Here is a 19,545-nt window from a genome sequence, read left to right on the forward strand (position 1 = left end):
CCGCTACGCCCGCTCCCCGCCTTCCACGCCACCGCCCCCACCGGAGACGCTCATGAAGCACGCCCGTGCCTGCCTCGCCATTGCCGCTGCCCTGACCCTGGCCGCCCCGTTCGCCGCCAGCGCCCAGGAAAACGAATCGCCGTACAGCTGGAATGTCACCGCCGTTTCCGATTACCTGTTCCGTGGTGTGTCGCAGACCGATGAGGATCCGACCCTGCAGGCCGGCTTCACCTACACCTCGCCGGTCGGCCTTTACGCCGGTGTCTGGGGTTCGGGCGTGGACTTCGGCCCGGGCGACCCGAACACCGAGATCGACTACCTGATCGGCTACGGCGTGGACGTGACCGAGCGCGTCAACTTCGACGTGCTGTTGAACCGTTACACCTACCTCAAGTCCAGCCACCAGAACTACAACGAGCTGATCACCACCACTACGCTGGATGACACCTACAAGCTGACGGTGGCCTACACCAACGATGTCTGGAACAGCAGCACCGATGGCTGGTACTTCGGCCTGGGCGGCAGCTGGGGCCTGCCGAAGGACTTCACCCTGAATGCCAACGTCGGTCGCAGCACCTTCGAGGACGGCATCGCCAAGGACTACACCGACTGGAACGTCGGCGTCGCGCGCCAGTTCGGCCTGTTCAACGTCGGCCTGGGCTACTACGGCACCGACGGCAACGGCCGCGACAACTCCGGCAAGCTGGCCCACAGCCGGGTGATGCTGAGCGTCGCCGTAGGCAAGTAACGCCGCAGGCGTTAAGGCAGGTGCCAGGCTTGCCTGGCACGCTTTACGAAAAAGGCGCCCATCGGGCGCCTTTTTCAATTCCAAGTCGTGCGGCGACGCCGGGCACGGCCCGGCGCTACCGTGGGCCGGATCAGTTCCAGCTCAACACGACCTTGCCGGCCTTGCCTTCTTCCATCAGGTCGAAGCCCTTCTGGAAGTCGTCGATCGGCAGCTGGTGGGTCATCACCTTGCCCAGCGGGAAACCGGACAGCACCAGCTGGGTCATCTTGTACCAGGTCTCGTACATCTTGCGGCCGTAGATGCCCTGCACGGTCAGGCCCTTGAAGATGATCTTGTCCCAGTCGCAGCCGGCGCCCTTGGGCATGATGCCGAGCATGGCGATCTTGCCGCCGTGGTACATGCAGTCGAGCATGTCGTTGAACGCACGCGGGTTGCCGCTCATTTCCAGGCCCACGTCGAAGCCCTCCATGTGCAGTTCCTTCATCACGTCCTTCAACGAGGTGTTGGCGACGTTGACCACGCGGGTGGCGCCCATGTCGGCGGCCAGCTTCAGGCGGAAATCGTTGACGTCGGTGACCACCACGTTGCGCGCACCGATGTGCTTGCAGATGCCGGCGGCGATGATGCCGATCGGGCCGGCACCGGTGATCAGCACGTCCTCGCCGATCACGTTGAACTCCAGCGCACAGTGCGCGGCGTTGCCGTACGGGTCGAAGAACGCAGCCAGCTCCGACGGGATCTGGTCCGGGATCGGCCACAGGTTGCTGGCCGGCATCACCATGTATTCGGCGAAGGCGCCGTTGACGTTGACGCCGATGCCGACGGTGTTGGGGCACAGGTGCGGGCGGCCGCCACGGCAGTTGCGGCAGTGGCCGCAGACGATGTGGCCTTCGGCCGAGACGCGCTGGCCGATCTCATAGCCGGTCACGCCCGGCCCGATTTCGGCGATGCGGCCGACGAATTCGTGGCCGATGGTCAGGCCCGGCTTGATGGTGCGCTGGCTCCACTCGTCCCACAGGTAGATGTGCAGGTCGGTGCCGCAGATCGCGGTCTTCTCCAGCTTGATCAACACCTGGTTCGGGCCCGGGGTCGGTACCGGAACCTCTTCCATCCAGATGCCCTTGGCCGCTTCGCGCTTGACCAGGGCCTTCATCGTTTGCTGCGCCATCGGGGTGGAACTCATCAGGGGGGAAAGCGCGGATTATAGGGTGCCGCGCGGATTTCCCATGTTGCGCTGCGGGTGCATTGGCGGAACGAAAGGCGTGCGCCGGCGGGCGTTTCGAACGGCGTCGCCGCGCTCGCCGGGCATGGCCCGGCGCTACCGTCCGAGGCCAGGCCTCCCGCCTCGGTCCGATTGCAGTGGAGACGCTGAACGGTGGAAGCATCCGATTGCATGACTTCCGGGGTTCGGGCCGGGGCAGGGCCGCGGGCTACAATCGAGGGTTCCACTACCAGGGGCCGCTCCATGCGCTCGAACCTGCTTGCATTTTCCATCGTCGCCAGCCTCGGGCTGGCCCAGGTCGCCCATGCCGCTGAAGGCATGTGGGTGCCGCAGCAGCTGCCGGAAATCGCCGGCCCGCTGCAGAAGGCCGGCCTGAAGCTGTCTCCGGAACAGCTGTCCAACCTGACCGGCGACCCGATGGGCGCGGTCGTCGCCCTTGGCGGCTGCACCGCCAGCTTCGTCTCGCCGCAGGGCCTGGTGGTCACCAACCACCACTGCGCTTATGGCGCCATCCAGCTGAATTCGACCGCGCAGAAGAACCTGATCAAGGACGGCTTCAACGCGCCGACCCTGAAGGACGAACTGAGCGCCGGCCCGAACGCCCGCGTGTTCGTGCTCGACCAGATCACCGACGTCACCGCCCAGGCCAAGGCCGCCATTGCCGGCGCCGGCAACGACCCGCTGGCCCGCAGCCGCGCGCTGGACGCCTTCGACAAGGCCCAGGTCGCCGCCTGTGAAGCCGATGCCGGCTTCCGCTGCCGCCTGTACAGCTTCTCCGGCGGCAACACCTACCGCCTGTTCCGCAACATGGAAATCAAGGACGTGCGCCTGGTCTACGCGCCCCCGGGCAGCGTCGGCAAGTTCGGCGGCGACGTCGACAACTGGATGTGGCCGCGCCACACCGGCGATTTCTCGTTCTACCGCGCCTACGTGGGCAAGGACGGCAAGCCGGCCGCCTTCGCCGCCGACAATGTGCCGTACCAGCCCAAGCACTTCCTGAAGTTCGCCGACCAGCCGCTGGGCGCCGACGACTTCGTGATGGTGGCCGGCTACCCGGGCCGTACCAACCGTTATGCCCTGGCTGGTGAGTTCAACGAAACCGCCAGCTTCACCTACCCGACCATCGCCAAGCACTACAACGCGGTGCTGAAGATGATCGCCGACGCCGGCAAGGCCGACGCCGACGTCAAGGTGAAGTACGCCGCCACCGCCGCCAGCATGAACAACGTGGCCAAGAACTACCTGGGCCAGCTGGAAGGCTTCAAGCGCATCGACGCCGCTGGCCAGAAGCAGGCCGAGGAAGCCGCCGTGCTGGCGTGGCTGAAGAAGCAGGGCGTTGCCGGCAAGCCGGCCCTGGCCGCACACGCGCAGCTGCTCAAGCATCTGGATAGCAGCAAGTCGACCCGCGAGCGCGACCTGTTCGTCGGTCAGTTCAACAACACCTCGGCCGTTGGCGCCGCGATCAGCCTGTACCGCCTGTCGATCGAGCGCAGCAAGCCGGATGCCGAACGCGAAGCCGGTTACCAGGAACGCGACCTGACCACCATCGAAGGTGGCCTGAAGCAGATGGACCGTCGCTACGTGGCGAAGATGGACCAGCAGCTGCAGACCTACTGGCTGGACCAGTACGTGGCTCTGCCGGCCGCACAGCGCGACAACGAAGTGCTGAACAAGTGGCTGGCCGGCAGCGACGCCGCTGCGGTGAAGTCGCTGGTGAGCAAGCTGTCGGGCACCGAGCTGGGCAGCCTGGACAACCGGCTGAAGTGGTTCAAGGCCGACCGTGCCGCGTTTGAAGCCAGCAGCGATCCGGCCATCCAGTATGCCGTGGCCGTCATGCCGGCACTGCTGAAGCAGGAAGAGCAGAAGAAGATCCGCGAAGGCGAATCGCTGACCGCACGTCCGCTGTACCTGCAGGCCGTGGCCGACTACAAGAAGAGCCAGGGTGAGTTCGTCTACCCGGACGCCAACCTGTCGCTGCGCATCACCTTCGGCAACGTCATGGGCTATGGCAAGGACGGCGTGACGTACACCCCGTTCACCACCCTGGAAGGCGTGGCGGCGAAGGAAACCGGCGAAGACCCGTTCGATTCGCCGAAGGCGCTGCTCGATGCGGTCAAGGCCAAGCGTTACGGTGGCCTGGAAGACAAGCGCATTGGTTCGGTGCCGGTGAACTTCCTGTCCAACCTGGACATCACCGGCGGCAACTCCGGCTCGCCGGTGCTGGACGCCAACGGCAAGCTGGTTGGCCTGGCCTTCGATGGCAACTGGGAATCGGTCAGCTCCAACTGGGTGTTCGACCCGGTGATGACCCGCATGATCGCCGTCGACAGCCGCTACATGCAGTGGATCATGCAGGAAGTGGCGCCGGCGCCGCAGCTGCTGAAGGAACTGAACCTGGCCAAATAAACCGGTTGCGGTAGTGCCGGCCGCTGGCCGGCAACCTCGACCAGACAGCCGGAGTTTCCAAAACCCCGCGACGCACGTCGCGGGGTTTTTTCATGCCCGGCCCGGCCGGGTGCGCCGAACAGGTATCATCCCTGTTCCGCGGACTTCACAGGATGTGAACGAAACGCGGAAACTTCCTCCCCCCAGGACCCCTTGCACGCATGCGCATCCTGCTTGCCCGCCACGGCGAAACGCCGTGGAACGCCGAAGGCCGCTACCAGGGCCAGATCGATATTCCGCTTTCGCCGATCGGTGAAGCCCAGGCCCAGGCACTGGGTGCCCGCCTGGCCTCGGTGGACATCACCCGTGCCGTCGCCTCGCCGCTGTCGCGCGCGCAGCGCACCGCGCAGCTGGCGCTCGGCGCCGCCCGCGCCGACATGCTGCTGACCGAGCCGGAGCTGCAGGAAATCGCCCACGGCGAATGGGAAGGGCTGCTGGCCAGCGAAATCAACGAGAAGGATCCTTCGCGGCTGCAGGCCTGGCGCGAGGAGCCGGATACGGTGCTGATGCCCGGCGGCGAATCGCTGCGCCTGGTGCTGGAGCGCAGCTGGCGCGGCCTGGCCCGCGCCACCGAAGGCCTCGGCGAGCACGACACTCTGCTGGTGGTTGCGCACGATGCGGTCAACCGCGTGATCCTGTGCAAGGTGCTGGGCCTGCCGATTTCCCGCCTGTGGACCTTCCGTCAGGCACCGACCACGCTCAACCTGCTCGAAGGCGCCGATCTGGACAGCCTGGAAGTGGTGCGCCTGAACGACTGCGCCCACCACACGCCGTTCTTCGGCGAAGCCAAGCACCGCGCACTCTGACCCGCCACACCGAACCACCTGTACCTGTTGGAAGCACTGCCGTGACGAACACCCCGACCACCCTGGCCGATTGGCTGGATTACATTGAACGCCAGCACCCGGCGACCATCGACATGGGCCTGGAGCGCGTGCGCGCCGTGGCCACGGCGATGGGTCTTGGCGCGCCGGCCGGGCGCACCATCGTGGTCGGTGGCACCAACGGCAAGGGCTCCACTGTCGCCTTCATCGAGGCCATCGGCCGTGCTGCCGGTTGGAAGGTCGGCGCGTACACGTCGCCGCACCTGCTGCGCTACAACGAGCGCGTGCGCATCGACGGGCAGGACGTGGACGATGCGGCGCTGGTCGCCGCGTTCAACGCCATCGAGGCCGCGCGTGGTGAGATCACGCTGACCTATTTCGAGTACGGCACGCTGGCTGCGCTGCAGCTGTTCGCCGACGCCGGGCTGGACCTGGCGGTGCTGGAAGTGGGCCTGGGCGGGCGTCTCGATGCAGTCAACATCGTCGATGCCGACGTGGCGGTGATCACCACCGTCGACATCGACCATGCCGAGTGGCTGGGCGAGGACCGCGAAGCGATCGGCGCCGAGAAGGCCGGCATCATCCGTGGCTGGAAGCCGGTGATCCTGGGCGAGACCGATCCGCCGTCCAGCGTGCTGGCGCGTGCCTATCTGGTGGGTGCCAACGCGATCCGCGGCGGCAGCGACTATTTCTACGAACCGATCGATGCCCAGCGCTGGCGCTGGCGGGATGTCGGCCTGCGCATGGAGCTGCCGACCCCGGCGCTGGCCGGCCCGATCCAGCTGGCCAATGCGGGCGCCGCCATCGCCGCTCTGCGCGCGCTGGACAAGCCGGTGCCGCGTGCGGCGTGGGCCGCCGGGATCGCGGCAGCGCGCATTTCCGGCCGCATGCAGGCATTCGAACGGGATGGCGTGCAGATCCGTGTGGACGTGGGCCACAACCCGCAGGCGGCGGGCCAGCTGGCGCGTGCGCTGAAGGCCGAAGTGTCAGCCGGCCGCACCCTGGCGGTGTACGCCGCGCTGCAGGACAAGGACGCGGTGGGCGTGGTGCAGGCGCTGCAGGATGTGGTGGGCGAGTGGACCCTGGCCGGGCTGGATGGCGCGCGTGGGCAGAGCGCCGCCCAGCTGCAGGCGCGCCTGACCGGCACGGCGGCGGCCAAGGCGCCGCTGGCCGACACCGTCGAACAGGCACTGGCGCAGGTGCTGGCCCAGGCCGAGCGCGGCGACCGCGTGCTGGTATTCGGCTCGTTCCATACCGCCGCTGCAGCCCTGCAATGGCTGCAGGGCGACGCCTGATCCGCGTTCAGCCAACGCCGACGCCGTCCGGTCCGGCACCCGTATAATCGACGGCAACCTCCGGACAGTTGCCTGCCTCACGTGGATACGCCTCTGAAACAGCGTCTGATTGGTGCCATCGTGCTGGTGGCGCTGGCCGTGATTTTCCTGCCGATGCTGGTCAAGGGACCCGCACCCGACAGCGGTGTGGCCAATGTGCCGATCGCCGCGCCGGATGCGCCCGCCGATGGCCAGTTCGAAACCCGCGAATTGCCGCTGGTCGCCCCGGCAGGCGGTGCCACCGGCCTGCAGACCGGTCAGGCCAAGCCGCTGCAGGACGCGGCCACGCCGGCCACCCCGCCGACCGTGGATACTTCGCCGGCAGTCGCTGCCGGCAACTATGCGGTCACCTTCGGTGCCTACGGCAGCAAGGCCGATGCCGATGCCGTGATCGCCTACCTGAAGCGTTCGCAGCTGCCGGGCTTCACTGAAACCGCCACCATCAACGGCCGTCAGGCATGGCGTGTGCGGGTCGGGCCGTATGCCGACCGTGCCCAGGCCGAGGCGGCCCGCCTGCAGGCGGTGAAGATCCGTGCGGATGTGAAGGCCGAAGTGATCACCCTGGATGCGTCGGCTGGCAGCAGTGCTCCCGTCGCGGCTACCCCGGCACCGGTTGCGCCGAGCGCCAGTACCCCGTCCGCAGCGACTGCGCCCTCGGCCAGCAGCAACCCGGTGCGCAGCGAAAGCCTGCCGCCGAGTACGCCGGTCGCGACCGCTCCGGCAGCCAAGCCCGAGCCGCCGAAGCCGGCGCCGAAGCCCGAAACCCCGAAGCCCGAGCCGAAGCCGGAGACCACCGCCAGCAAGCCGGCAACGGCCCCGGCCACGCCGGCAGCGCCGGCTGCCAGCGGCGTCGGCTTTGCTGTGCAGCTGGGCGCGTTCGGCCAGGCCAATGATGCCAATGCCCTGCGCGACAAGGTCCGCGCCGCCGGCTTCAGCGCTTTCGTCGAACAGGTGCGCACCGAAAAGGGCACCCTGCATCGCGTCCGCGTCGGGCCGGTGGCCAACCGCGGCGATGCCGAGCAGCTGAAGGCGCAGGTTGCCGCCAAGGTCGGCGTGGCCGGCATGGTGCGACCGCACCCATGACCCACGCGCAGCCTCGTTGCCAGCGCCGCCGAAGGAGCGGGGCGCCATGATCGACGTGGTGCTGCTGATCGTGATCGCCGCCTCGACCCTGCTGGGGATGCTGCGCGGCTTCGTGGGAATCGTCATCGGCACCCTGTCGTGGCTGCTGGCCGCGTGGGCTGCCTTCGCCTTCGGCAATGATGCCGCCCATTGGTGGGCCGCCCCGGCGGCCCCCGGCGGCGAACACTTCGTCGGTGGCTACCTGGGGGTCGGTATCGGCGTGATGATCGTGGTCGCGGTGATCGGCATGGTCATCAAGGCCCTGGTCCACCGCAGCATGCTGACCAGCCTGGACCGCCTGCTGGGCGGGGTGCTGGGCGCCGTGCGGGGCGGCCTGATCGCCGCGATCCTGCTGCTGCTGGGCAGTTTCACCCCGTTGACCGCCGAGCCCTCGTGGCAGCGCTCTGCGGTGCGCCCGCTGCTGAACCCCACGGTGGCCTGGATGAACAGCAAACTGCCGCACTGGGAGGTTCCCGGGGCCGATCTGCTGCCCAAGGCCTTGCCGACCGACGCCCTGTCCCCATCTGCATTGATGGAGTTGGGCAAGAACACAGGCGCCGGGTTGGGAAAGCCGGGCGCGGCAGGCGATAATGGCATCCTCAACCAGGTAGTGGCAGGCAGCGGATGGCTGCGGCCTGCGAAAGCGGAACAGGGCGACTCCTACGATCCGGCCGAAGTGCGCCCGGACGCTCCTGCACTGCCGGACAGTATCGAGCCGGGCGATCCGGCCAACGTCGACCGCAGGCGCGGCGACCACTAAAGGCCAGGCACGGCCACCTTCCTTGTAACTGGGCACCGCCCAGCGGAGACCTCGCACCATGTGTGGCATCGTCGGAATCGTCGGCAACCAGAACGTCGCCGGGCAGTTGTATGACGGCTTGACCGTCCTCCAGCATCGCGGCCAGGACGCAGCAGGCATCGCCACCGTCAACGGCAGCCGCCTGCGGGTGCAGAAGGCCACCGGCCTGGTCCGCGATGTGTTCGATGCCCGCACCATGTCCACACTGGAAGGCAGCGTCGGCATCGCCCATGTGCGCTACCCGACCGCCGGTTCGGAAGGCATGGACGAGGCGCAGCCGTTCTACGTCAATTCGCCGTACGGCATCGCGCTGGCCCACAACGGCAACCTGATCAATACCGAAGCCCTGCGCCAGCAGGTGTTCGAGCAGGACCGCCGCAATGTCAACACCGATTCGGACAGCGAAGTGCTGCTGAACGTGTTCGCCTACGAACTGGAACAGCAGCGCCAGCTGAGCCCGGAAGCCGCGATCCGCGCGGTGGCCGGCGTGCACCGCCGCTGCAAGGGTGGCTATGCGGTGGTCAGCGTGGTGCTGGGCCTGGGCCTGGTCGCCTTCCGCGACCCGCACGGCATCCGTCCGCTGGTGCTGGGCAAGCGCAGCCACGCCGAGGGCGATGAGTACATCGTGGCCTCCGAGTCGGCCGCGCTGGACGTGCTGGGCTTCCAGCGCGTGCGTGACGTGCAGCCGGGCGAAGCGCTGGTGATCACCGCGCGTGGCGAGCTGTTCTCGGAGATCTGTGCCGAGCCGGCCGAGCACACCCCGTGCATCTTCGAGTACGTGTACTTCGCACGCCCGGATTCGATGATCGACAACGTGTCGGTGCACAAGGCGCGCATGCGCATGGGCATCAAGCTGGGCGAGAAGATCCTGCGCCTGCGCCCGGACCACGACATCGACACCATCATCCCGATCCCGGATACCTCGCGCGACGCTGCGCTTGAGATCTCCAACGTGCTCGGGGTGAAGTACCGCGAGGGCTTCATCAAGAACCGCTACATCGGCCGCACCTTCATCATGCCGGGGCAGGGCGAGCGCGTGAAGTCGGTGCGCCGCAAGCTCAACCCGATCCATCTGGAGTTCCGCAACCGTGTGGTGCTGCTGGTGGACGACTCGATCGTGCGCGGCACCACCAGCCAGCAGATCGTGCAGATGGCCCGTGATGCAGGCGCGCGCAAGGTCTACCTGGCCAGCGCGGCGCCGCCGGTGCGCTACCCGAACATCTACGGCATCGACATGCCGGCGGCCGAAGAGCTGGTCGCGCACAACCGCACCGTGGAAGAGATCGAAGCCCACCTGGGCTGCGACTGGCTGATCTACCAGGATCTGGAAGACATGGAAGCGGCGGTGAGCGAGGGCAATCCGGCGCTGCGCAACTTCGATTCGTCCTGCTTCAACGGCCACTACCCGACCGGTATCGAGCCGGGCTACTTCGAACGCATCCAGCAGCTGCGTTCGGACGATGCCAAGCACAAGCGCCGCGCCTGAGGTCCAGGCGTGGTTGACGTGCCCGACGTTGGTGGCGACCTGCTGCGCGCTGCGCAGCAGTGCCTGGCCGAAGCCGACCCGCTGCGCAAGGTAGTGCTGACCCAGGCCTATGCCGCCGCGTTCCGTGCCGGCCGCCTGAAGGTGGCGGCCGATGCACCGCCGCCAGAGCCGATCCGCATGCCCGGCCGGCCGGCGCAGCTGGTGCTGGTGCATCCGCGTGAAGTGCCGCGGCGCGGACTGGGCGGCGTGGAAGGCCGTGCTGCCTTCATCCACGCCATCGCCCATATCGAGCTCAATGCGATCGACCTGGCCTGGGATGCGGTGTACCGCTTCCGTGGCCTGCCGTCGGCATTTCATGCCGACTGGGTCAGCTGTGCCGACGACGAATCGCGGCACTTCATGCTGCTGCGCGAGCGTCTGCAGGCGCATGGCCACGACTATGCTGATTTCCCCGCGCACAACGGCCTATGGGAAATGTGCGAAAAGACGGCGCATGACGGCCTGGCGCGCATGGCGCTGGTGCCGCGCGTGCTGGAAGCGCGCGGCCTGGACGTGACACCGGGCATGATCGAGAAGCTGCGCAATGTCGGCGATGGCGAGACCGCCGACGTACTGGAAGTGATCCTGCGCGAAGAAGTGGCGCACGTTGCCGCCGGCTCGCGCTGGTACCGCTGGTACTGCGATCGCGCCGGCGTCGAGCCGCGCGCACGTTTCAAGGAACTGCTGGTGGAGTACGCCGGCGGCTACCTGCATGGACCGTTCAACATCGAAGCGCGCCTGCTGGCCGGCTTTGATGCGGATGAGCTCGCCAACCTGGTTGAACAGGCCGGTTGAAGAAAAGGGGACGGAGGGGATCAAGTCGTTTGTGCCACAAACGACTTGATCCCCTCCGTCCCCTTTTTTCAGGCGTTCGGCAACACCACACGCCTGCCGTCGACCGTCGGCCGGTTGATGTAGAACAGTCCGGGCCCCGGGCGGTACGGCAGTTCGCTGACACCGGCATCGGCGGCGTAGGTCAGTGCAGTATCGCCCAGTGCATCGAAGTTCCAGTGCGCCGACTGCATCAGGTAGCGCCGCCGCAGCAGCGCCTCCTGTGTCTGCGTCAGCGGCTGTCCGGCCACCAGGCGCCGGGCGATCGGCTGCAGGGCGGACGGCAGCTCCCAGCCGGGCACTTCGGTTGCATTGGCAGTCCATTGCACGCCGGCATCGATGGCCTGCTGCTGCATCACCTGCAGTGCGATCAGCTGGTAACGCCAGTCGATGCGCCGACGCAGCACCACTGCGGCGGTCACATACAGCACCGGTGACAACAGCACGCTGCGGCTGCCGGCGCGACGCTGCTGTTGCCATTGGTGCCAGACATCCACCCAGATTTCCTTTTCGTCCACGCCCAACTGCTGGCGCCAGCGTTCGGCATCGGCCTGCGTTTCGGCGTAGGCCGTGGTGGCCTTCAGCATCGCCAGCGGCGGGATCTGGTAGTCGGCAAGGGCGAGACGGCGCAGCTGCTGGCGGCGTGGGCGGCTGAGCAGCTTGGGGCCTTCTTCCAACTGGTTGTAGCCGCCCCCGATGTTGGCGTGCACACCGGGCAGGGCGATCTCGGTGAATGGCGGCGCCACGCTCGTCAGCGGATAGTGCTGGCGATGTTCATCGCGCGCGGTGAGCTGCACTACGCGGGTGGCGATGCCACTGCGCAGAGCCAGTTGTGGCTGTTCATCAGCGCGGCCGCCATTGACCGCGACCACGGTGTCGAACAGACCCATGAAGCGCAGCACCGGCGTAACGGCGGCGAAGTTCGCAGTGCAGGACAGGCCGGCGCTCTGCAGCAGCTGGCGCCAGTGCGCGCTGTCCCAGTCCTGCAGCTGGTTGGCGATGTCACGTGCCGCGGCAGCGCCTCGCGAATACCCGAACAGATCCAGCTGCACGCCACGCAGCGGCTGCCGCCAGCGCTTGGACAGTTCCGCCAGCGCGGCCGGCAACAGCACCTGCAGCGCGCGCTGCACTTTCGCCCGCACGCCGCTGGCACCGATACCGAAGGCCAGCCCGATCAGATCGTCGCCGGCGTCATCGCGGGTACCCACGCCTTCCACGTAGATCGACAGCGAAGGCGTGGCCATCGCATCGCGGCGGCTGTCCGGATACAGCTGCTGCAGGCGGGCGATGTTGGTCAGGCCGTTGTCGTAGCTGCTGGTCAGCCGGCTCTGGTAGGTCGAATCGTCATCCGCACGCAGCTGCACCGGGCGTGGTTGTGGCAGCTGCGGGCGACCGCGCGCCAGATTGTGGGCGTTGTTGCGGGTGCCATCGAAGAACAGGCCGATCCGCAGCAAGCCGACATCTTCGTCCATGTCCTGCGATGGTGCCATGTGGATGTCCCGTCGTGGCTGTGTCACGGTAGCGCGAAAGCGGTGTATTGGCGAAGTGTAGTGACGCTTTTGACCTTACTTAACGCAGATGCGGTCGATCACAGTTCCTGATTTTCATTCCCATCCTCTATTGAATTCACAGGACCCGCGCAGGCCATATGGCCAAACCCGGCAAACCCCGGGCGTGCTGCATCAACGCTGTTCACATCATTCAAGGAGCGACGCAATGTTGTCCAGATCGATTGGCAAAGCGGCAGGTGGCCTGGTGTTGGGTTTGTCGGTGGCGGCGGCTGCGCACGCGGCACCGTTGTTCGAGCCGGTGACGGTCATCAGCCGGGCATCGGCCAACAGTGAGCCCGCGCTGGGCAAGCTGCTGGCCACCCCTTCCACGGCGACGGTACAGGAAGTGCGTGTCGATGCTGCTGCCACCGCGCAGCCGCAGCTGGAATTCGAACTGCTTGGCCAGCGCGTGCAGGCGGTGCGCAGCAAGGTTGAAGCACTGCCTGATGGCGGCAGTATCTGGTACGGCCAGTTCCGCTCACCCTCGGACAAGCTGACCGCCGCCACGTCCAATGGCCAGGACGATCCGGGCAATTCGCTGATCCTGGTGCGCTCGGGCAACACCATCACCGGTTCGATCCGCAAGGACGGCAAGCTGTATCGCCTGCGCCCGCTGGGCAACCGCCATGTACTGGTGGAAGTGGATGAATCGCGGATGCCGGCCGATCATCCGGCCGACTACAACCAGCTGCCGAAAATCCCGATGGGCAACAACGACCGCATCGGCATCGCGCAGGCCTCGTCCGGTACCCCGGCCACCATCCGCGTGCTGGTGGTGGCGACCAATGCAGCGGTAGCGGCTTATGGCGGCAACATGCAGTCGCTGGTGCAGCTGGCGGTGGCCGAATCCAACCAGGGTTATGTCAACAGCAACGTCGGCATCACCATGGAACTGGCCCGCTACGAGACCACCAACTACACCGAATCGGGCAGCTTCGATACTGATCTCGCGCGCTTCCGTGGCACCAGCGACGGCTACATGGACAGCATCCACACCAGTCGAAACACCTACACGGCGGACGTGGGCGTGCTGCTGATCAACAACACGGCGTACTGCGGCCTGGCGTCGGGGATCGGCTCGACGGCGTCGACGGCGTTCGCTGCGGTGTACTGGGATTGCGCAACCGGCTACTACTCGTTCGCGCACGAGATCGGCCATCTGCAGAGCGCGCGGCATGACATCGCCACCGACTCGAGCACCTCGCCCTACGCCTATGGCCACGGCTATCGCTACGAGCCAGCCACCGGCACCGGTTGGCGCACGATCATGGCCTACAACTGCACCCGTAGCTGCCCGCGCCTGAACTACTGGTCCAACCCGAACATCAGCTACAACGGCATCCCGATGGGCAATGCCAGTACCGCCGACAACCAGCGCGTGCTGGTCAATACCAAGGCCACCATCGCGGCCTTCCGCTGAGGCCAAGTGCCGACCAGCGGCGGCGTCTACCCGGGTGTGTGCACCTGCCCTGGTAGACGCCAACCTTGGTCGGCACCCTGCGATCCATCATTGGCGCGCGAGCGTATCCAGCGACCAGCCGCCGGCATCCACGCGCAGCACCGATCCCTGCTCGTACCAGTCGCCCAGCACGATGCGGTTGCAGGTGCGGCCACCGGCCTGCAGCGTGTGCACCGCCGGGCGATGGGTGTGGCCGTGGATCATGGTGTCCACGCCATGGCGCACGAAGGTGGCATCGACTTCGGCCGGAGCCACATCGGTCACGGTCTCGAACTGCGCACGATCGCCCTGCTTCATTTCCGACTGGCGAGCCTGGCTGGCGTCGCGTGCCTTCTGCGCGAAGGCGATGCGCGCGGCCAGCGGCTGCGACAGGAACTGCGCCTGGAACACCGGGTCGCGCGTCTGTGCACGAAACTGCTGGTAGGGGATGTCGTCCGTGCACAGCAGGTCACCGTGCTGCAGCAGCACCGGGCGACCGTACAGGTCAATCACGCATGGGTCGGGCAGGATGCGCAGGCCGGCACGGCGCGCATAGTCTTCACCGAGCAGGAAGTCGCGGTTGCCGCGGATGAAGTACACCGGCACGCCGCTGTCGGAGAGTACCTTCAGTGCGTCGGCCACCGCATCGGCGGCAGGCGAGGGCGTGTCGTCGCCGATCCAGGCTTCGAACAGGTCGCCGAGGATGTACAGCGCATCGGCGCCGGGCGCCTGTTCGCGCAGGAAGCGCAGGAACAGGTCGGTGATCTCCGGACGGCTGGGGTCCAGATGCAGGTCGGAAATGAACAACGTCGTCATACGGGCATTCTAGGGCATCCACCGCCGGGCATGGCCCGGCGCTACCGGAGGGATCTGACCCCGGGGGTCACACCGGCAGCGGCAACCAGGCCAGGCTGGCCGACGCCAGCAGCACCGCGATGCCCGTCGCGGCCAATACGTCGCTGGGATAATGCAGGCCCAGCACCACGCGCGACAGTGCGACGCCGGCGGTGAACGGCACCAGCAGCGGAGCCAGCCACGGGTAGTAGGCCAGTGCCACGATGGTGAACGACACCGCGTGCAGAGTGTGCCCGGAGGGGAAGCTGAACTCGTCCAGCGGTGCCACCCACGCGCGGATGCGCAGGTCGGCCGCATACGGGCGCGGGCGCCGGGTCCAGCGCTTGAGGCCCTTGTACAGCAGCAACGCGGCCAGACCGGTGGCGGCCATGTGCACCGACGCGCGCAGGCCGTCGAAGCCATCGAGCAGCACCAGCGCGCCCATCAGCACATACCAGAACACGCCATCACCGAGCCTGCTGATGACAGCGAACAGGCGACGTACGCGGCGGCGGCGACAGTAGTGATTGGCCCGCCGGCACAGGCGTGCTTCGCGGTCGGCCAGCAGTTCAAGCGGCGTGGTGCGCATGGCCGCTCCTCCGCGACTGCGCCAGTTCGGCCAGCAGGGCATCGAATTCCGCCACCACCTGCTGCGGATGCAGGCGCTTCATCGCGCGTGCGGCATTGCTGCCCAGCGTCTGGCGCTGCGCGTCATCCGCGGCCAGCTGCACGGCCGCTTCGATGAACTGCTCATCGTTGTCCACTGCCGCGCCATTTTCGCCATTGCGCAGGTACTCGCGGGCAGCGCCATAGTCGAAGGCCACGGTTGCCACGCCACTGGCCATGCTTTCGAGGGTCACGTTGCCGAAGGTCTCGCTGCGGCTGGGGAACAGGAACAAGTCGCCGCTGGCGAAATGCCGGGCAAGCGCGTCACCCCGCTGGATGCCGCAGAAGATGAAGTCGGGGTTTTCATGCGCCAGTTTTTCGCGCGCAGGGCCATCACCCACCCACACGAAGCGGGCCTTGGGACGGATCTGCTGCAGGCGGCGGAATGCCTTCACCGCCAGGCCAAGGTTCTTTTCCGCGGCGATGCGGCCGACGTAGATCGCCACCAGGCCGTTGCCGTCCACACCCCATTCCTCGCGCAGCGCTGGGTCGCGCCGACCCGGATCGAACTGCTGGCTGTCGACCGCACGTGCCAGCAGGCGTACGCGCTCGAAACCCTGTTCACCGAGGAACTGCTGCAGTTCGCGGGTGGGCACCAGGGTTGCATCGGCCTGGTTGTGGAAGCGACGCATCCAGCGCATTGCTGCGGCCTGCAGCCAGGCCACACCGTAGTCGGGCAGGTATTCGTCGAAGCGGGTGTGGAAGCCACTGGCCACCGGAATGCCGAGGCGCCGTGCAGTGCGCACGGCCGACCAGCCCAGCGGGCCTTCGGTGGCGACATAGACGGCGTCCGGGCGTTGCTGCTGCCAATGGCGGCCGAGCCGGATCGGGGCCGGCAGCCCGAAGCGCAGGCCGGGGTAACGCGGCAGGGCGGCGCCGGGAACCAACAGGGTGCCCGCTGCAGAGTCCAGCGCTTCACTGGCCTGTCGCGGGCGGATCAGGTCGATCTCGTGGCCGGAATTGCGCAGTCCCTGTTCCAGCCCCTGCACGGTCAGGGCAACGCCGTTCACTTCCGGCGGGTAGGTCTCGGTGACGATGGCATAGCGCATGGCGGGCCTCCGGGTTTCCGGCATGCTCGGTGCTGGCGATGTAGCCGATATGACCGCTTTGCGACCGCCGGATGACGCGCCCCCGGGCCATGCGCCACCACGGCCCCGGAGGGCCGTGATGGGCAATGCTGGCAGGGCGGTGGATCAGAAGCGCTGCTGGTACTTCATGTACATGAAACGACCGATGTCGTAGCCACCGTAGTAGGAGAACGACGAGTTCGGCTTGCTGTACATCACCGGAGCTTCCTTGCCGAAGACATTGTTCGCGCCCACCGAAACGGTGGCATCCCACGGCAGGTTGTAGCGGAACTGCACGTCGTGGAAGGTCACCGCACCGCGTTCGTTGTAAGCGGTCGGCGACTTCAGCCACGGCGCCAGGAAGGTCGGATCGGAGCATTCGTCCGCATACCGCGAGGCGTTGAGGCAGCGCTCCTTCACACCGGAGTAGTAGCGTGCCGTCCAGCTGACGCCGAAGTCACCCACGTCCCAGCCCAGCACCAGGTTCGAGCGCACGCGGAACGCAAGGCTGGTGGCGGTGCCGATGGTGTTGGCAACGCCGTTGATCGGTGTGATCGCATCACGGACATCATTGGTGGAGCGGTAGACGTTCTTGCTCACATAGGTGCTGGTCCAGCCCGCGCTCAGCTTGCCGTAGCTGGTGTCGACGCGGTAGCTGACATCCAGGTCGTAACCTTCGGTCTCGGCGAAGCCGGCGTTGCGGTTGCCGAACTTCAGGCCGGTGACGATGCCGTTGGACGGATCACGGCTGAAGCGGCTGCAGCGCGATTCGATGCCCTGCTCATAGCAATCCTTCAGGATCTGGTTCGGGCTGTCACCGACGATGGTGTTGTCGATGCGGATCTTCCACCAGTCCAGCGCCACGTTGAAGTTGCTGATGAAGGTCGGGCTCCACACCAGGCCCAGCGTCTTGCTGGTCGAGGTTTCCGGAACCAGCAGCGGGTTCGAGCCGGACACGAACGGCGTCGGGGTCGCATCCTGCGCCGTCGTTACCGGCGTGTTGCCCTGCTTCAGCTGGCGGAAGTTGGCGGCATCGGCGATGTCACGCGCGCAGCGCGAGCGGACTTCGGCACTGCCCTTGGCCGAGCCGAACACGGTGTCGCACGGATCGCTGAACTGCGCGAAGGTTTCCGAACCGCCACCGTACAGATCGTTGATGGTCGGTGCGCGGAAGCCTTCTGCCCAGGTACCACGGACCAGCAACTGGTCGATCGGCTTCCACTTGAAACCGAACTTGCTGTTGAGCGTGTTGCCGAAGGTGTTGTACTTGGAATAGCGGGTGGCGGCATTGAAGCTCAGCTCGCGCGCGCCGGGCAGGTCGGCCAGCACCGGCACGTTGAGCTCCAGATAGGCTTCCTTCACGTTGTAGCTGCCACCGGTCGGGCCCGCGGCCAGGTTGGTGGTGGCGCCGGTCTGGGCCAGGGCATCGGGCGTGTAGCGGCCGTCTTCCTTGCGGCTTTCCACGCCGAAAGCGAAGCCCAGGTCGCCGGCCGGCAGGGTCATGATGCTGCCGGACAGGTTGGCGAACGCGTTCTTGGTGGTGGTGCGGCCGGTGGTGTGCTCCGCCGGGAACAGCCAGGCCATCAGCGCTTCATTGCCGGTCAGTCCGTTGGGATCGGTCTTGCCGTAAGGCACCAGCGGATTCCACGGCATGCAGCCGTCGATCACCGCACCCGGACGGCCGCACACCACTTTGCCGGTGGCCGGATCCAGGAACGACGGACCCACGGCGTCACGCACGCGCTTCTTGTGCAGGTTTCCGGTAGCGGTGGCGGTCAGCTCGTTGCGGTTGTACTGGTAGCCCACGTCCCAATCGAAGTAGCGCTGACCGATCTCGAAGGTGCCATCCAGCGACACTACCGCACGGTAGGTCTTCAGTTCGCTGGTGCTCACGCGCGGGATTTCCCAGGTGCGGCGGTTCCAGGCCACGTCGGTTGGCTTGGCATAGCCGTGCTGGTTGCCGAACGGATTGAAGTAGCTGTCCTTGGACATCAGGCCGGTGGCGGTCGGGTCACCCGAGATCGACACCGAGCTGGACTGCAGCGGGTAGCCTGCAATCTGGCGCTCTGCCGAACGCTTGTTGTAGCCGAATTCGGTGCGCAGGTTGACCTGGTCGGTGATCTTGAAGCGACCGTCGAAGTACACCGAATCACGCTTGAGCGGATACATGACGTGCATCTGTTCGTTGGCGTTGCTGACGTCGCCGGTGAACGGAGTCGCGTCGGTCAGGTGGTAGTTGGCCGGGTTGGTCGGGTCGGCGCCGCGGTTGAGCGAGTAGCCGCAACCCTGGCTGGTGTTGGTGCAGCCGGGGCCACCCTTCAGGCCGGTCACCTGGCCCCACTGGCTCAGCGTGGTCCAGTTGGAGGCATCGTCCGGGTGGCGGTCGCTCACGCCGTACTTGCTGAACCAGCGGTCCTTGGCCCAGACGCTCTTTTCTTCGGAATGTTCCAGTGCCAGGGTCAGCGAAACGCGGTCATTGCTCCAGCCGCCGACCACGTCGAAGCGGTCACGGGCGCCGTCGCCTTCGCTGTACTGGCCGTGGTAGACGTTGGCGGTCACGCCGTTGACGTTGGAACGGGTGATGATGTTGATCACGCCCGCCATCGCGTCGGAGCCGTAGATGGCCGACGCGCCGTCCTTCAGCACTTCGATGCGCTCCACCGCCGACACCGGCAGCGAGGACACGTCCTGCAGGCCCGAGGTGCTGATGCCCAGGCGCTTGCCGTTGACCAGCACCAGGGTGCGCTGCGCACCCAGGTTGCGCATGTCGATGTAGGTGCCGCCGGTGTTTTCGCCCGAGCTCAGTGCGTTGGCGCGGCTGATCGCCGGGCTGCCCATGGCGGTGACGTTCTGCAGGATGTCGGCCACCGAGCTGAAGCCCTGGCGCTCGATGTCGACGCGGGTCATTGCCAGCACCGGCTGGGAGGTCTCCACATCGACCTGGCGGATGCGCGAACCGGTGATTTCGATGCGATCCAGATTGGTCGGCGATGCGCTGCCGCTGTCCTGGGCGAAGGCCGGCAGCGCGGCCAGGGCGGTGGTCGTCACCAGGGCGTGGGCAATGGCCTTGCCCAACACGGTACGTGAAGTCATTACGTTCTCTCTCTCAAAGACGTAGGGAGATGCCCAAAAAAGCACCC

At 66.6% G+C, this 19,545-nt stretch carries 14 protein-coding genes and 1 pseudogene; 9 read left to right on the top strand and 6 right to left on the bottom strand.

The features are described 5' to 3' along the window. Positions 1-52: 52 nt before the first annotated feature. Positions 53-748: a TorF family putative porin gene (locus R1H25_RS16200; protein ID WP_241881830.1), complete on the top strand. Its 696-nt coding sequence runs from the start codon at positions 53-55 to the stop codon at positions 746-748. Positions 749-878: 130 nt separating this feature from the next. Here the strand turns inward: R1H25_RS16200 and tdh are convergent, their stop codons facing one another. Continuing rightward, a complete protein-coding gene (tdh, locus tag R1H25_RS16205; protein ID WP_032952044.1) occupies positions 879-1,901 on the bottom strand; it encodes an L-threonine 3-dehydrogenase in 1,023 nt (340 codons plus the stop codon). A gap of 312 nt (positions 1,902-2,213) precedes the next feature. On the opposite strand from tdh, the gene R1H25_RS16210 reads away from it, so the two are divergent. The 7 genes and pseudogenes from R1H25_RS16210 to R1H25_RS16240 all read left to right on the top strand — a co-directional run bounded on the left by R1H25_RS16210 (position 2,214) and on the right by R1H25_RS16240 (position 10,814). Further along, positions 2,214-4,376 (top strand): S46 family peptidase, encoded by a 2,163-nt coding sequence (locus R1H25_RS16210; RefSeq protein ID WP_049447298.1) that lies wholly within the window; start codon positions 2,214-2,216, stop codon positions 4,374-4,376. A gap of 200 nt (positions 4,377-4,576) precedes the next feature. Then, positions 4,577-5,221, top strand: coding sequence for a histidine phosphatase family protein (locus R1H25_RS16215; RefSeq protein ID WP_010483945.1), 645 nt, complete (start codon positions 4,577-4,579; stop codon positions 5,219-5,221). Positions 5,222-5,262: 41 nt separating this feature from the next. Then, the gene (gene folC / locus R1H25_RS16220) at positions 5,263-6,534 is read left to right on the top strand and encodes a bifunctional tetrahydrofolate synthase/dihydrofolate synthase (protein WP_049447300.1); all 1,272 of its coding nucleotides are present in this window, start codon (positions 5,263-5,265) and stop codon (positions 6,532-6,534) included. 81 nt (positions 6,535-6,615) lie between these two features. Continuing rightward, positions 6,616-7,656 carry an SPOR domain-containing protein gene (locus R1H25_RS16225; RefSeq protein ID WP_049447303.1) on the top strand — a complete coding sequence of 347 codons (1,041 nt, stop codon included), beginning with the start codon at positions 6,616-6,618 and terminating at the stop codon, positions 7,654-7,656. 46 nt (positions 7,657-7,702) lie between these two features. Continuing rightward, positions 7,703-8,483 (top strand): annotated as a pseudogene (locus tag R1H25_RS16230) (CvpA family protein). Between the two features lie 30 nt (positions 8,484-8,513). Further along, on the top strand, positions 8,514-9,980 hold the full coding sequence (purF, locus tag R1H25_RS16235) for an amidophosphoribosyltransferase (protein ID WP_012510177.1): 1,467 nt from the start codon (positions 8,514-8,516) through the stop codon (positions 9,978-9,980). Positions 9,981-9,989: 9 nt separating this feature from the next. Next, positions 9,990-10,814 (top strand): ferritin-like domain-containing protein, encoded by an 825-nt coding sequence (locus tag R1H25_RS16240; protein WP_057499961.1) that lies wholly within the window; start codon positions 9,990-9,992, stop codon positions 10,812-10,814. A gap of 68 nt (positions 10,815-10,882) precedes the next feature. Here R1H25_RS16240 and R1H25_RS16245 read toward each other — a convergent pair whose 3' ends face one another. Continuing rightward, positions 10,883-12,340, bottom strand: a complete 1,458-nt coding sequence (locus R1H25_RS16245; RefSeq protein WP_317224104.1) for a DUF2235 domain-containing protein — start codon at positions 12,338-12,340, stop codon at positions 10,883-10,885. A 226-nt stretch (positions 12,341-12,566) separates the two neighbouring features. Between R1H25_RS16245 and R1H25_RS16250 the strand changes: the two genes are divergently transcribed. Then, positions 12,567-13,820, top strand: coding sequence for a M12 family metallo-peptidase (locus R1H25_RS16250; protein ID WP_317224105.1), 1,254 nt, complete (start codon positions 12,567-12,569; stop codon positions 13,818-13,820). 87 nt (positions 13,821-13,907) lie between these two features. On the opposite strand, the gene lpxH is transcribed toward R1H25_RS16250, so the two are convergent. The 4 genes from lpxH to R1H25_RS16270 form a co-directional block, all read right to left on the bottom strand. Then, the gene (gene lpxH / locus R1H25_RS16255) at positions 13,908-14,654 is read right to left on the bottom strand and encodes a UDP-2,3-diacylglucosamine diphosphatase (protein WP_049447228.1); all 747 of its coding nucleotides are present in this window, start codon (positions 14,652-14,654) and stop codon (positions 13,908-13,910) included. A gap of 67 nt (positions 14,655-14,721) precedes the next feature. After that, on the bottom strand, positions 14,722-15,261 hold the full coding sequence (locus tag R1H25_RS16260) for a phosphatase PAP2 family protein (RefSeq protein ID WP_049447227.1): 540 nt from the start codon (positions 15,259-15,261) through the stop codon (positions 14,722-14,724). Continuing rightward, entirely contained in the window at positions 15,242-16,387 is a 1,146-nt protein-coding gene (locus R1H25_RS16265; RefSeq protein ID WP_057499964.1) for a glycosyltransferase family 1 protein, read from the bottom strand. Before R1H25_RS16265 ends, R1H25_RS16260 begins: the two co-directional genes overlap by 20 nt. A gap of 144 nt (positions 16,388-16,531) precedes the next feature. Then, positions 16,532-19,498 carry a TonB-dependent receptor domain-containing protein gene (locus R1H25_RS16270; protein ID WP_057499966.1) on the bottom strand — a complete coding sequence of 989 codons (2,967 nt, stop codon included), beginning with the start codon at positions 19,496-19,498 and terminating at the stop codon, positions 16,532-16,534. Positions 19,499-19,545 lie beyond the last annotated feature (47 nt).

It is taken from the genome of Stenotrophomonas veracruzanensis (assembly GCF_032911525.1).
Classification (GTDB): domain Bacteria; phylum Pseudomonadota; class Gammaproteobacteria; order Xanthomonadales; family Xanthomonadaceae; genus Stenotrophomonas; species Stenotrophomonas africana.